General features: G+C 69.0%; 13 protein-coding genes. 6 read left to right on the top strand and 7 right to left on the bottom strand.

Going from position 1 to position 12628, the window contains the following annotated elements:
• Window positions 1-77: 77 nt before the first annotated feature.
• A complete protein-coding gene (ctaD, locus tag FK530_RS13285; protein ID WP_231706622.1) occupies window positions 78-1814 on the bottom strand; it encodes an aa3-type cytochrome oxidase subunit I in 1737 nt (578 codons plus the stop codon).
• Window positions 1815-2092: 278 nt separating this feature from the next.
• On the opposite strand from ctaD, the gene FK530_RS13280 reads away from it, so the two are divergent.
• From FK530_RS13280 to ligD, 4 genes are all read left to right on the top strand, one after another.
• Window positions 2093-3004, top strand: a complete 912-nt coding sequence (locus tag FK530_RS13280; RefSeq protein WP_146487500.1) for a TroA family protein — start codon at window positions 2093-2095, stop codon at window positions 3002-3004.
• A gap of 398 nt (window positions 3005-3402) precedes the next feature.
• Complete coding sequence (locus FK530_RS13275) at window positions 3403-4407, top strand: AurF N-oxygenase family protein (RefSeq protein ID WP_191834056.1); 1005 nt, start codon at window positions 3403-3405, stop codon at window positions 4405-4407.
• 93 nt (window positions 4408-4500) lie between these two features.
• Window positions 4501-6024 (top strand): FAD-dependent oxidoreductase, encoded by a 1524-nt coding sequence (locus FK530_RS13270; RefSeq protein WP_146487498.1) that lies wholly within the window; start codon window positions 4501-4503, stop codon window positions 6022-6024.
• A 9-nt stretch (window positions 6025-6033) separates the two neighbouring features.
• On the top strand, window positions 6034-6981 hold the full coding sequence (gene ligD / locus FK530_RS13265; protein ID WP_146487497.1) for a non-homologous end-joining DNA ligase: 948 nt from the start codon (window positions 6034-6036) through the stop codon (window positions 6979-6981).
• A gap of 64 nt (window positions 6982-7045) precedes the next feature.
• On the opposite strand, the gene FK530_RS13260 is transcribed toward ligD, so the two are convergent.
• The 5 genes from FK530_RS13260 to FK530_RS13240 form a co-directional block, all read right to left on the bottom strand.
• Window positions 7046-7285, bottom strand: coding sequence for a DUF1272 domain-containing protein (locus FK530_RS13260; protein WP_146487496.1), 240 nt, complete (start codon window positions 7283-7285; stop codon window positions 7046-7048).
• A gap of 81 nt (window positions 7286-7366) precedes the next feature.
• Window positions 7367-8065 carry a hypothetical protein gene (locus tag FK530_RS13255; protein WP_146487495.1) on the bottom strand — a complete coding sequence of 233 codons (699 nt, stop codon included), beginning with the start codon at window positions 8063-8065 and terminating at the stop codon, window positions 7367-7369.
• Entirely contained in the window at window positions 8062-8559 is a 498-nt protein-coding gene (locus tag FK530_RS13250; protein ID WP_146487494.1) for a hypothetical protein, read from the bottom strand. Before FK530_RS13250 ends, FK530_RS13255 begins: the two co-directional genes overlap by 4 nt.
• Window positions 8560-8594: 35 nt before the next feature.
• A complete protein-coding gene (gene nrdF, locus FK530_RS13245; protein WP_146487493.1) occupies window positions 8595-9599 on the bottom strand; it encodes a class 1b ribonucleoside-diphosphate reductase subunit beta in 1005 nt (334 codons plus the stop codon).
• Window positions 9600-9713: 114 nt separating this feature from the next.
• Window positions 9714-10454, bottom strand: a complete 741-nt coding sequence (locus FK530_RS13240; RefSeq protein ID WP_158645095.1) for a maleylpyruvate isomerase N-terminal domain-containing protein — start codon at window positions 10452-10454, stop codon at window positions 9714-9716.
• Window positions 10455-10572: 118 nt separating this feature from the next.
• Between FK530_RS13240 and FK530_RS13235 the strand changes: the two genes are divergently transcribed.
• A complete protein-coding gene (locus FK530_RS13235) occupies window positions 10573-11193 on the top strand; it encodes a hypothetical protein (RefSeq protein ID WP_146487491.1) in 621 nt (206 codons plus the stop codon).
• 16 nt (window positions 11194-11209) lie between these two features.
• Here FK530_RS13235 and FK530_RS13230 read toward each other — a convergent pair whose 3' ends face one another.
• On the bottom strand, window positions 11210-11959 hold the full coding sequence (locus FK530_RS13230; protein WP_146487490.1) for a maleylpyruvate isomerase family mycothiol-dependent enzyme: 750 nt from the start codon (window positions 11957-11959) through the stop codon (window positions 11210-11212).
• 37 nt (window positions 11960-11996) lie between these two features.
• Between FK530_RS13230 and FK530_RS13225 the strand changes: the two genes are divergently transcribed.
• On the top strand, window positions 11997-12614 hold the full coding sequence (locus FK530_RS13225; protein WP_146487489.1) for an LON peptidase substrate-binding domain-containing protein: 618 nt from the start codon (window positions 11997-11999) through the stop codon (window positions 12612-12614).
• Window positions 12615-12628: the final 14 nt, after the last annotated feature.

Here is a 12628-nt window from a genome sequence, read left to right as displayed (position 1 = left end):
TAGTCGCCGCCCCGTGGAACGCCGAACGGCGCCTCCCGTGCGGGAAGCGCCGTTCGGTTCAGCTCACGAGCCGGGCGTCACACCTTCGCGTCGCCGCGCTCCTGCGAGTGCTTGTCACCCACACCCGGACCCGAGTGGGCCTCGGTGCGCATGCGCTCGACCATGTGCGGGTAGTGCAGCTCGAACGCGGGACGCTCGGAGCGGATGCGCGGCAGCTCGGTGAAGTTGTGGCGCGGCGGCGGGCAGCTGGTGGCCCACTCGAGGCTGTTGCCGAAGCCCCACGGGTCGTCGACCGTGACGACCTCGCCGTAGCGGTAGCTCTTGAAGACGTTCCACACGAAGGGCAGCGTCGAGGCGCCCAGGATGAACGCGCCGACCGTCGAGATCTGGTTCAGCGTGGTGAAGCCGTCCGTGTCGAGGTAGTCGGCGTACCGACGCGGCATGCCCTCGGCGCCGACCCAGTGCTGGACCAGGAAGGTCATGTGGAAGCCGATGAAGGTGAGCCAGAAGTGCCAGCGGCCCAGGCCCTCGTCGAGCATGCGGCCCGTCATCTTCGGGAACCAGAAGTAGATACCGGCGTAGGTCGCGAAGACGATGGTGCCGAACAGCACGTAGTGGAAGTGCGCGACGACGAAGTAGGTGTCGGACACCGCGAAGTCGAGCGGCGGCGAGGCGAGCAGCACACCGGTCAGGCCACCGAAGAGGAAGGTCACGATGAAGCCGATCGAGAACAGCATCGGCGACTCGAACGTTATGTGACCTCTCCACATCGTGAGGATCCAGTTGAAGAACTTCACGCCTGTGGGCACGGCGATCAAGAAGGTCATGAAGCTGAAGAAGGGCAGCAGCACCGCGCCGGTGGCGTACATGTGGTGCGCCCACACCGCGACCGAGAGGGCCGCAATCGCCAGCGTCGCGAGGACCAGGCCGCTGTAGCCGAAGATCGGCTTGCGGCTGAAGACCGGGAAGATCTCCGAAACGATGCCGAAGAAGGGCAGCGCGATGATGTAGACCTCGGGGTGGCCGAAGAACCAGAACAGGTGCTGCCACAGGATGACGCCGCCGTTGGCGGGGTCGTAGATGTGGGCGCCGAACTGGCGGTCGACCTCGAGGCCCATGAGCGCGGCGGTCAGCAGCGGGAAGGCGAGCAGGATCAGCAGCGAGGTCACCAGGATGTTCCAGGTGAAGATCGGCATGCGGAACATCGTCATGCCGGGCGCACGCATGCAGATCACGGTGGTGACCATGTTGACGGCACCGAGGATGGTGCCGAGACCACCGACCGCGAGGCCCATGATCCACAGGTCCGCACCGGGTCCGGGCGAGTGGAGGGCGTCGGTCAGCGGGGTGTACGCGGTCCAGCCGAAGTCGGCCGCGCCACCGGGCGTGATGAAGCCGGCGATCACCATCAGGGCGCCGAAGACGAACAGCCAGTAACCGAAGGCGTTCAGGCGCGGGAAGGCGACGTCGGGCGCGCCGATCTGCAGCGGCAGCACGAAGTTGGCGAAGCCGATGACGATCGGCGTCGCGTACAGCAGCAGCATCACGGTGCCGTGCATCGTGAACAGCTGGTTGAACTGCTCGGTGGAGAGGAACTGCAGCCCCGGGTTGGCGAGCTCGGCGCGCATCAGGAGCGCCATCAGGCCACCGATGAGGAAGAACGCGAAGCACGTGACGATGTACATGATGCCCAGCGTCTTGTGATCGGTCGTCGTCACCAGCTTGTAGATGAACGACCCCTTGGGCCCGGTCCGCTGCGGGTACGGACGTGCGGCGGTCACCTCGACTGCCGGACGATGCGCTTGCGCGGTCACAAATCCTCCTGCCCTGGGCCACCTGCACCGCGGCTGTCGGTACCGGCTTCAGGCCTCTTCAATCAGGTCTTTCGGGCGGTGTTCGCTCACGGCGGACGCCACCCTTGTGGGGTAAGCGTAGCCCCTCGCCCCCGGGCTTGTCCTCGCGGTCCTACTCTGCGTCGTACTCGCGTCGCGGAGCCGGCCGGAAGGGCCGCTACTGCTACCGTGGCGCACGGCCGGAACTACAGGTGAGGACAGTCGTCGTGAACAGGGTCGGAACTATCAGGGCGAGTGCCGTGATCGCACTCACCGTCGTCGCCGGCACCGCCCTCAGCGCGTGCGGCGGCTCGGAACCGATCCAGCAGCCCTTCGCCTCGATCTCCACCACGACCACGCGCCTCGCGTCGGCGAACATCATCGGACTCGACCGCAAGCCCGACGAGGCCTGCGCCGCGCCCGTCACCGGCACCGCCGCGCCGGCCGCGATCGCCGTCGCCGACCCTGCGCTCCTCGACGGGCTGTGCGCCCTCGGGCTGCAGAACCGGGTGAAGGCGGTCGCCGGGGACGTACCCGTCTACCTCGGCACGACTCTCGCGAAGGCCCCGAAGCTCACCGGCGGCGCGCAGGCCGACGTGACCGTCGGAACCGCGCAGTCCGCCGAGGCGAACCGTCGGGCCGGCCGGGCCGTGATCGTGCCGGCACCGTCGGCGGACTGGCGGCGCAGCTTCCTCGCCCTGGCCGACGCGGTGCGGATGCCCGCCGAGGCCCGCGCAGTCCTCGACGAGTACCAGCGCGACGCGGCGGAGAAGTCCGTGAAGATCGACGCGGTGCACAACACCGTCTCGCTGGTGCGGTTCACCGCCGACGGCAAGGCGTGGGCCCTCGGCTCGTCGCCGCTCGCCGCGCAGGTCCTCGCGGACCTCAAGGTGGTGCGGCCCGAGCCCCAACGTAAGCCGGAGGCCGTGGAGATGTCCGATGACGACGTCTCGGCCGCTGAGGGCGACCTGATCTACGTCGGCTACGAGGGCGACAAGGGCCGCGAGCACGGCATGGCCGTGATGATGTCGAAGCCGTGGAAGCAGCTGCGCGCGGTGGTCGCCAAGCGGCAGCTCCTGGTCCAGGACTCCGCATGGTTCTCGGCCGGCGGCCCCGTCGCCGCCGGTGTCGTCCTGCACGACGTGAGCAACACCATCAAGGCGTCCTCCTAACTCCTCGACCGCCCCACGACCGGTCGCCCGCCGACCGGCGCCTCCCGCTGCCCGCCGGGGCGCCCGCCGCCGCGCCCACGCCCGGGAACGGGTGTGCGGTGAACGCGCCCGTGGACGCGCTGTACCAGCACCGGAACGCGAACGTTCCTCCGTGACGCCCCTCACATCGAGCCGCTAAAACCGCTGGCCCAGCGCTCGGTGTACACCTGTTCACGGATTCCGGGCGGAAGACCCTTCATTCATGCTTGTTTGAAGTGATAGTCTGACATCGATTCAATCTCATACACGGCTTCTACCAGCACAGACGTCTGTGGGATTTCCCACAGGGTCACGGAAGAAACACCAGGTACGAGCCGGACGAGGGTGCCAGGAAAGGATCCATCATGGCCCTGCTGAACATGCCCCGGGTGACCCACATGGCCCGCATGCGCGGTCGCTCGTTCCCCGGCCAGGCCGAGTACGAGCAGACGCTGAACGACCTCTCCGAGGCCTCGGTCCGCCGCAACTTCGATCCCTACGTCGACATCGACTGGGACTCCCCCGAGCTGGCGATCGTCCCCGACGACCCGCGCTGGGTCTGCAACCCGCGCTTCGATCCGATCGGCCGCCACCCCTGGTACCAGGCGCAGCCGCTGGCCAAGCAGATCGAGATCGGCATGTGGCGCCAGGCCAACGTCGCCAAGGTCGGCCTGCAGTTCGAGTCGATCCTGATCCGCGGGATCATGCAGTACACCGCCGTGCAGCCGAACAACTCCCCCGAGTTCCGCTACGCCACGCACGAGGCGAAGGAGGAGTGCCAGCACACGCTGATGTTCCAGGAGTTCGTCAACCGCGTGGGCATGGACGTGCCCGGCGGCGCCTGGTGGTTCCGGCGGCTGTCGCCGATCATCCCGCTCGCGGCCACCACCTTCCCGAACATCTTCTACATGGGTGTGCTCGCCGGCGAGGAGCCGATCGACCACCTGCAGAAGCAGTTCCTGCGCTCGGCCGATACGCAGCACCCGGCGATGACCTCGGTCATGCAGATCCACGTGGCCGAGGAGGCCCGCCACATCTCGTTCGCGCACCAGCTGCTGGAGCACAAGGTGCCGACGCGTGGCCCGATCCCGCGCTTCCTGCTCTCGCTGGCGATGCCGCTGGTGATGCGGATCCTGCTCGGCGCGATCATGGTCCCGCCGAAGCAGTTCTGGGACACCTTCGACATCCCGCGGTCGGTGAAGAAGGACATCTTCTGGCGCTCGCCGGAGTCGAAGGCCATGCGTCAGGAGATCTTCGGCGACGTCCGCCTGCTGGCGGAGCGCACGAACCTGATGAACCCGGTCTCCCGCCTGCTGTGGCGCGCCCTGGGCATCCACGGACGTACCTCGCGGTTCCGCAGCGAGCCGTCGTACGCCGCGCAGTAGTCTCGAACCACCCCGAAATCCGGCTCGGCGGTCACCCGCCGAGCCGGACCCGTATCCCGGCCCGGCTACGGCACCCACCGGAGGAGATTCCTCATGCCCCACGTCATCACCCAGTCCTGCTGTAGCGACGCGTCGTGCACCTTCGCGTGCCCCGTCAACTGCATCCACCCGACGCCCGACGAGCCGGGCTTCGCGACGGCCGAGATGCTGTACGTGGACCCCACGACGTGCGTCGACTGCGGCGCCTGCGTGACGGCGTGCCCCGTCGACGCGATCGGGCCGGCGCACCGCCTGCCCGAGGAGCACAAGGTCTACATCGAGCTGAACCGCTCGCTCGCCGCCGCGGACCCGGCGAACTCGTCGCTCGGCGGACCCAACCCGCAGGAGCGCAGCCGGCCGCCGATGGCGCACACGGTCCCGCCGAAGATCCTCCCGATCGAGTCCGGCACCGTCATCAGCGTGGGCGTGATCGGCAGCGGCCCGGCCGCGATGTACGCGGCCGACGAGCTGCTCCGCTACCCCGGCGTCACCGTCGACGTGTACGAGAAGCTGTCCACCCCGTACGGCCTGGCCCGCTTCGGCGTCGCGCCCGATCACACCCGCACCCGCAAGGTCTCGGGCCTGTTCGACAAGGTCGCCGCCGATCCGAACTTCCGTATCCACCTGAACACCGAGGTGGGCGGCGACGTGAGCCTGGAAGAGCTGCGCACCCGTCATGACGCGATCGTCGTCGCCGTCGGTGCGAGCACCGACAAGAAGCTCGGCATCAGCGGCGAGGACCTGCCGAACGTGCGCAGCGCGACCGACTTCGTCGCCTGGTACAACGGCCATCCCGAGCACAAGGGCGACGCCGTCGACCTCACGCACGACCGGATCGTCATCATCGGCAACGGCAACGTCGCGCTCGACGCCGCCCGCATCCTCACGGCGGCGCCGGAGGAGCTCGAGGGCACCACGATCTCCCCCGCCGCGCTCGCCGCGCTGCGCGAGTCGAAGGTCGAGGAGGTCGTGATCGTCGCGCGCCGCGGCCCCGAGCACGCCGCCTTCACCCTCCCCGAGGCGCTGGGCCTCGCCGACGAGCGGACGGTCATCGTCCATCCGGACCCCGATGTGGCCGAGACGCTCGTCGCCGGCAGCGATTCCGAGCTGATCGGGCACAAGCTGCAGCTCCTCGAGTCGCTGGAGACCCAGTCGGACGCGCCGCGCCGCATCCGCCTGCGTTTCCTCACCACGCCGGAGTCCATCGAGGCGACCGACGACGGCCTGATCCTGCACGCGAAGCACACCGTGACCGGCGAGGCCATCGACCTGCCGGTCGGGATGGTGCTCACCTCCGTCGGCTACCGGGGCGTCCCGGTCCCGGGCCTGCCCTTCGACGACCGCCGCGCGGTGCTGCCGAACGAGGCAGGCCGGGTCCTCGGGGACGACGGTGCGCCGCTCCCCGGCGTGTACGTCACGGGCTGGATCAAGCGCGGCCCCAACGGCTTCATCGGCACGAACAAGACCGACTCGCAGGAGACGGTCGAGAAGTTCGCCGAGGACGTCGTCGCCGGAGTCGTGAAGGGACGGCCTTCGGGTAAGCGCAAGCGGCCGCTGAGCAGGATCCTCGGCGCGTAACCTCGTCCCGTGGCCTCCTCCGAGCACGGCGCGCCGATCGAACTCACCGTCGGCGAGCACGTGGTGCGCGTCTCCAGCCCGGAGCGCGTCTACTACCCGAGGATCGGTGCGACGAAGCTCGATGTCGTGCGGTACTACGAGGCCGTGGGCCCGGGGATCGTCCGGGCGCTGCGCGATCGCCCGACGATGCTGCACCGGTATCCGAAGGGCGTCGACGGGCCGAAGGTCCACCAGAAGCGGATCCCCGCGGGCGCCCCGGACTGGCTCGAGACGGTGGAGATCTACTTCCCCCGTTTCGGTCGGACGGCCGACGAGGTGGTGGTCACCGAGCTCGGCTCGGTGATCTGGGCGGCGCAGATGTCGACGGTCGAGTTCCACCCGTGGAACTGCCGCGCCGGTGACGTCGAGCATCCCGACGAGTGGCGCATCGATCTCGATCCGATGCCCGACTGCTCGTGGGAGCGGGTGCAGCGGGTGGCGGGCGTCGTGCGGGAGGTCCTGGACGAGTTGGGCATCCGCGGCTTTCCGAAGACCTCGGGCGGGTCCGGGCTGCACGTGTACGTGCGGATCGAGCCCCGCTGGACCTTCTCGGAGGTCCGACGGTGCGCCCTCGCCTTCGCCCGCGAAGTGGAGCGCCGGGCACCGTCGGACGTCACGACGGTGTGGTGGCGCAAGGACCGCGACCCGGCGGCGGTCTTCCTCGACTACAACCAGAACGCGCGCGATCACACCATCGCGTGCGCGTACTCGCTGCGCGGCACCCCGATCGCCACCGCCTCCGCCCCGATCACGTGGGACGAGGTGCCGGACGTACACCCCGACGATTTCACGATCCGCACCCTGCCCGGGCGCTTCACCGAGCTCGGCGATCTGCACGCGGAGATCGACGACGTCGCCCACTCCCTCGACACCCTCGTCGAGTGGGCCGACCGCGACGATCTCCCCCTCGCCGATTGAACACCGTTTCTGCTCACCGTGACCTGGTCTTTCACCGACCGAAACGGTGTTCGATCGCCGTGGGTCACGCCCGGCAGGAGTCGCTGACGATGCGGACCGTCGAGGCGGGGTGGGCTTCGAGCAGGGACGCGGGCCGGACGGGGCGGCGAACCAGCTCTCCGCCGCAGTTCGGGCACGTGCCGTGCAGCTTCTCGTCGTTGCAGTCCCCGCACCAGGTGCACTCGAAGGTACAGATGAACGCCTCGCGCGAGTCCGGCGCGATGTCGCGCCCGCAGCATTCACAGTTGGGCCGGATCTCCAGCATTTCTTCTCCGCTCGTCCCGTTCAGCATCCCAGTCCCCAGCGGTTTCGGCGCAGAAGTCCCAGGAAGCGATCGCCGAAACCGCTAGGAACCGCCAAGGAAGTCGAGCAGCCCGCGGATGGGATCGAGAGTGTTCGTGACGTTCGCGGCCGTGACGACCCCGGCGACGATGGCGCCCACCAGCGTCGCCACCGCCCACCGTCGACGATCCTGCCGCCAGGCGCGGACGGCGAACGCCACCAGCACGACGGTCAACACCGCCGCCATGATCACGACGGCGAGGTGGTAGCGCGCGAAGTCATCGACGAGTTCTTGGACCGCCGGCGATCTCGCACCGCGCAACTGCCGGCGCATCGACGACAGCGCCTCCGCCAGCGGTCCGTCGGACTCCGAGACCCGATCGCCGAGCAGCGAAAACGCCGACGAGAGCGGCGCCACCGAACCCTGGACGTTCGCGATGAGGAGAACCGTCGGAATCAATGCCAGCGCACGGTGTCCCAGGTACAGCGCGAGCGCGACGAGCAGAGCCGCGAAGACCGCCTTGATCACGTGGTACCACTGCCAGTCGTCGACGAGCGATGCGAGGCCCGGCGTGAATTCGGCACGCCCGTCCACGATGTACCGCGGGAACTCCTCGCCGGCGCGTGCGGCGAATCCCGTGCCCACGATCTGCCGTGGTGCCATGAGGAACCCGAACACCAGAGCCAGAGCCAGCGCGAGGCCGACCACTACTTCCGGGCGCCGCACCACTCCGAACACCGCGTCCTGCTGGGTCGCGCTCATGGTGCGATGGGTGTTTCGGGCGAGGCCACTCGGACGGCTCGGATCGCCTCGTCGAACGACGGGCGCGTGCCGATCTGCCAGGTGACGCGATGCGCACGGGCCTCCGGCGGCAAACCCATGAGGGCGGCGTTGAATCCGGACAGAGGCAACCGTCGCCCAGTCCGGATCGGACGCCCCGCGACGCCGAGCACGTACAGGGTGGGGCCGAATCGGCCGCCGCGGTAACAGCCGACGTGCACCGCATCGGCGCCCTGCCAATCGAAGTCGAACCCGCCTCTGGGTGAGCGGATTCCGCGACTATCGACGACGAGCACCGTGCGGCGCACCGTCAGCGCGACGATTCCGAAGACGAGCGATCCGGCTCCGAGCAGAACTGCGACGAGCCCTACTACCGGTATCGGTACGAGGCTGCGCCACTCCGACTCGGGCGAGACGATCATCGCCAGGCCGATGACGCCGAAGATCGGGGCCACGACGAAGTGAAGCAGCAGCACACCGATGGTGGGCTGCTGCTTCGCGACGAACTCCGTCAGAAGTCCCAGTCCTCGTCCTCGGTGTTGACGGCCTTGCCGATCACGTACGACGAGCCGGAACCGGAGAAGAAGTCGTGGTTCTCGTCGGCGTTGGGCGACAGCGCGGAGAGGATCGCGGGGTTCACGTCGGTGGCGTCCTTGGGGAACAGCGCCTCGTAGCCCAGGTTCATCAGGGCCTTGTTGGCGTTGTAGCGCAGGAACTTCTTGACGTCCTCGGTGAGGCCGACCTCGTCGTACAGCGACTCGGTGTAGTCCTCCTCGTTGGAGTACAGCTCCATGAGCAGCTCGAACGTGTAGTCCTTGATCTCCTCGCGGCGCTCCGGCGTCTGCGTCTCCAGCCCGCGCTGGAACTTGTAGCCGATGTAGTAGCCGTGCACGGCCTCGTCGCGGATGATCAGGCGGATCATGTCGGCCGTGTTGGTGAGCTTGGCGCGCGAGGACCAGTACATCGGCAGGTAGAAGCCGCTGTAGAACAGGAACGACTCGAGCAGCGTCGAGGCGACCTTGCGCTTGAGCGGGTCGTCGCCGCGGTAGTAGTCCATGACGATGGACGCCTTGCGCTGCAGGTGCTCGTTCTCCTCCGACCAGCGGAAGGCGTCGTCGATCTCGCGCGTGCTGCACAGCGTGGAGAAGATGGAGCTGTAACTCTTCGCGTGCACCGACTCCATGAACGCGATGTTGGTGTACACCGCCTCCTCGTGCGGGGTGATCGCATCGGGGATCAGCGAGACGGCCCCGACGGTGCCCTGGATCGTGTCGAGCAGCGTCAGGCCGGTGAAGACCCGCATCGTGAGCTGCTTCTCGTGATCGGTGAGCGTGCCCCACGACGGGATGTCGTTGCTGACCGGCACCTTCTCGGGCAGCCAGAAGTTGCCCGTCAACCGGTCCCAGACCTCGGCGTCCTTCTCGTCCGGAACCCGGTTCCAGTTGATCGCCGAGACCCGGCTGACCAGCTTGAGCGGCGCTCCGTCGGCAGGGCTGTGAGCGGCGATTTCAGACATGACACCTCAGTTTTCGCGGAGCTGGATTTCAACGCCCATGACACTACCCCTTGGGGCCGACAAGACCGAGGAACGCAAGACCTAGTGCCATCGGGCCAGTTCGGCGTGTCGGCGTCAGATGATCACGACATCGAGCAGCCCGTCGAGTACGGTCCGGTCCCCCACCAGGTCGACGGTGCCGGGCTCGGTCCGCCGCCACAGCACCAGGTCCAGGTCCGATGCGGCGCCGCGCAGCGTCACATCGGCGGGCACGGACTCATCGAGCACGTCGATGCCGTCGGCGCGCAGGCGCAGCGTCCACCGGTCGCCCGTGTCGGTCGCCTCGATCACGATGACCTTCCCCACCAGAGCGTCGGGCAGCCCCTTCTTGCCGACGATCAACGGGATCTGCATCTGCGTCAGCTCCGTGATGCCGTCGGCCGCGGTCCAGGCGGGAAGGGCTTCGGCGCCGCCCGGCAGTGAGTTCTGCAGGTCCCAGCGGTGGATGGAGACCTCCTGCGTCATCCGCCGCATCCAGAACGCGGCGACGGTACGGCCGATGAAGGCGCGAGCGGGCTCGTCGGGCTCGTGCCGCCGCAGCTCGTCGAGCAGCGCGGCATTGACCCCCGCGTACCACTGCAGCACGGCGTCGCCGTCGGGCACGTCCGAGACATCGGGGACGAACCGCTCCTTCGAGTCCGCGCCCGCTTGCAGGAAGGCGGTGGCCCAGCGGTGGGCGCCGGCGGTGTGGACGACACCGTCGCGCACCGTCCACCCCGGGCAGCTGGGCACGGGCAGACCGAGGGAGGCGGGGGCGATGGCGGCGATGCGGGCGCCGTCGGCGGCGATGGAGTCGAGCCAGAGCTGCTTCGTCATGGCCACGACCCTACGAACCCGGAGGCCGGTCGCGCTGCGCGATGCGGATTCGTCCCGCCCGATTCCCCACTCAATGTTAATTTCCAACACATCATGCAGTATTGAGGATTGGGGAGAAATGGGATTCCGGAACGTCACCGTCGCGGCGGTCGCCGCCACCACTGCCGCACTCGCTGCGCTCATGCCGCCGACGGCGCAGGCCGAGCCGAACACCGTCACCTGCAGCCAGTCGCCCGATGTCGGTGCGCCGTCGACCGCCGGTGGTCTCTTCGGCACCGCTCCCCTGACCTTCCCCGCAGCACTGGTCGGCGGATGGGACCTCGACACCGGCTACTCCGCCGGTGCGGCGACGACCGCCGCGGCCCGGTACTCGCCGGGCGGCAACGTGATGAACCTCGTCGAGGTCGGGCGACTCCGGGTCAGCCCCGGCAGCCACGACACCACGTCCATGGCGCTCGCGTTCTCGCTCTGCCGCTTCCCGGACCGGTCCGGACAGGCGCAGCGCACCACCACCGATCGACGGGCCCGGCCCGTCGTCATCGACGGCGTGAAGGGCACGCGGCTCGACCTCAACGCGAATACCCCGCGGGGAGCCGGAGGCGCCCCGGAGTCGGACTGGTTCACGATCATCGTTCTCGATACGACCCCGACGTCGTACTTCCTCGGTGGCGCGAACAAGACCAACACCGACGCGCGCGGCAAAGTCGACGCGGTGATCCGCGCCCTCCAGGTGCGTTAGCGGCGGCCGGGCGCAGTCACGTCACCTGCACCGCGTCCAGCAACCGCGGGACGACGGTGCCGTCACCGAAGGTCTCGAGCCGGGTCACCGGGACGCGGCGCCAGAGCGCGAGGTACAAGTCGGACGTGGCGCCCCGGAGCGCGGCATCGCCCTTCGCGTGCCCGCGCCCGACGGCGACGGCCTGCCGGTCGAGCGCCAGAGTCCACTCCGCGTCGTCGCGATCGGTGCCGTGCAGGTGGATGGTCCGCCCGACGAGTTCGTCCGGTAGGCCGGGGCCTCGGGAGAGGAACCGTCCGGCGAAGACCTGTGCCCACTCCTCGATCCCGTCACCGGCGAGGACGGACTCGACCGGGACCGCTGCGTCCCACGCGTTCTCGGCATCCCACCTGTGCACTGCGGTCTCGAGGGCCTGGCGGCGCATCCAGAAGGCGGCGGTCACGCGGCCGTTGAAGGCACGGGCCGGCTCCTCGGCGCCGTGCCGTCGCAGTTCCCGCAGGAGCCCGTCGAGCCGGTCGCGGTACCAGGCCGTCACGGCCGCACCGGAGGGCGCGTCGTCCTCGATCGGGGCCAACCGGGTGGTCGAGTCGGGCCCCTCGGCGAGGAAGGTCGCGGCCCAGCGATGCACTCCCCCGAGGTGCACGACGAGGTCGCGCACGGTCCATCCGGGACACGTCGGAACGTCGAGGTCCAGGTGCTCCGGGGACGTCGCCGCGATCGCGCCGCCGTCGCGCTCCAGGGCCGCGAGCCACTCGTTCGGGGCGGTCATGCCGGTGACGATACCGCGGACGGTGCATGCTGTAGCGGTGACCGAACTGCCGATGTTCCCGCTCGGTGCCGTCCTCCTCCCGGGCGAGGAGCTGCCGCTGCGCGTCTTCGAACCTCGGTACCGCCGGATGGTGGAGCAGTGTCTCGCGACGGACGGCCGGTTCGGGGTGGTGCTCATCGAGCGCGGCAGCGAGGTGGGCGGCGGCGACGTGCGCACGGACGTCGGCACCGTGGCGCTCATCGACCGGTACGTGCGCCGCGCCGGCGGCGAGTTCACGCTGCTCTGCCGGGGCGTCGAACGAGTGCGGGTCGCGCGGTGGCTGCCCGACGATCCCTATCCCCTCGCGGAGGCCGACCTCTGGCCGGACGAGGTGCAACGCGCCGTGGACCTGATCCCGCTGTTGAGCAAGCGCGGCGAGGCCGAAAGGCTGGCGGCGCGGCTCGCGCGCGCCGAGGGCGTCAAGCCGCGGGCATGGCCGAAGTTGACGCTCCCGGAGGATCCGGTCGAACGCAGCTACTACCTCGCGCGTGCGCTGCCGCTCTCGGATGCCGACCGGCATCGCGCGCTGGCAGCGGCCGGCCCCGCCGACCGCGTTCGCGTGCTGGGCGACGCGCTCGACGACCTACTCGCGACGCTGCGTTTCCGGTTGCAGTAGGAGCAGTCCCATGC

Source organism: Tsukamurella conjunctivitidis, from assembly GCF_007858475.1.
Lineage (GTDB): Bacteria > Actinomycetota > Actinomycetes > Mycobacteriales > Mycobacteriaceae > Tsukamurella > Tsukamurella conjunctivitidis.
Note: the sequence above shows the minus strand (reverse complement) of the source record. Positions and strands in the feature narration are given on the sequence as shown.

Bases quoted from the DNA above. Each gene is read 5' to 3' on its own strand.
- FK530_RS13275 (WP_191834056.1), top strand. From the start codon at position 3,403: ATGCCCCGGGTGACCCACATGGCCCGCATGCGCGGTCGCTCGTTCCCC.
- FK530_RS13270 (WP_146487498.1), top strand. From the start codon at position 4,501: ATGCCCCACGTCATCACCCAGTCCTGCTGTAGCGACGCGTCGTGCACC.
- FK530_RS13260 (WP_146487496.1), bottom strand. From the start codon at position 7,285: ATGCTGGAGATCCGGCCCAACTGTGAATGCTGCGGGCGCGACATCGCG.
- FK530_RS13255 (WP_146487495.1), bottom strand. From the start codon at position 8,065: ATGAGCGCGACCCAGCAGGACGCGGTGTTCGGAGTGGTGCGGCGCCCG.
- nrdF (WP_146487493.1), bottom strand. From the start codon at position 9,599: ATGTCTGAAATCGCCGCTCACAGCCCTGCCGACGGAGCGCCGCTCAAG.
- FK530_RS13240 (WP_158645095.1), bottom strand. From the start codon at position 10,454: ATGACGAAGCAGCTCTGGCTCGACTCCATCGCCGCCGACGGCGCCCGC.
- FK530_RS13235 (WP_146487491.1), top strand. From the start codon at position 10,573: ATGGGATTCCGGAACGTCACCGTCGCGGCGGTCGCCGCCACCACTGCC.
- FK530_RS13230 (WP_146487490.1), bottom strand. From the start codon at position 11,959: ATGACCGCCCCGAACGAGTGGCTCGCGGCCCTGGAGCGCGACGGCGGC.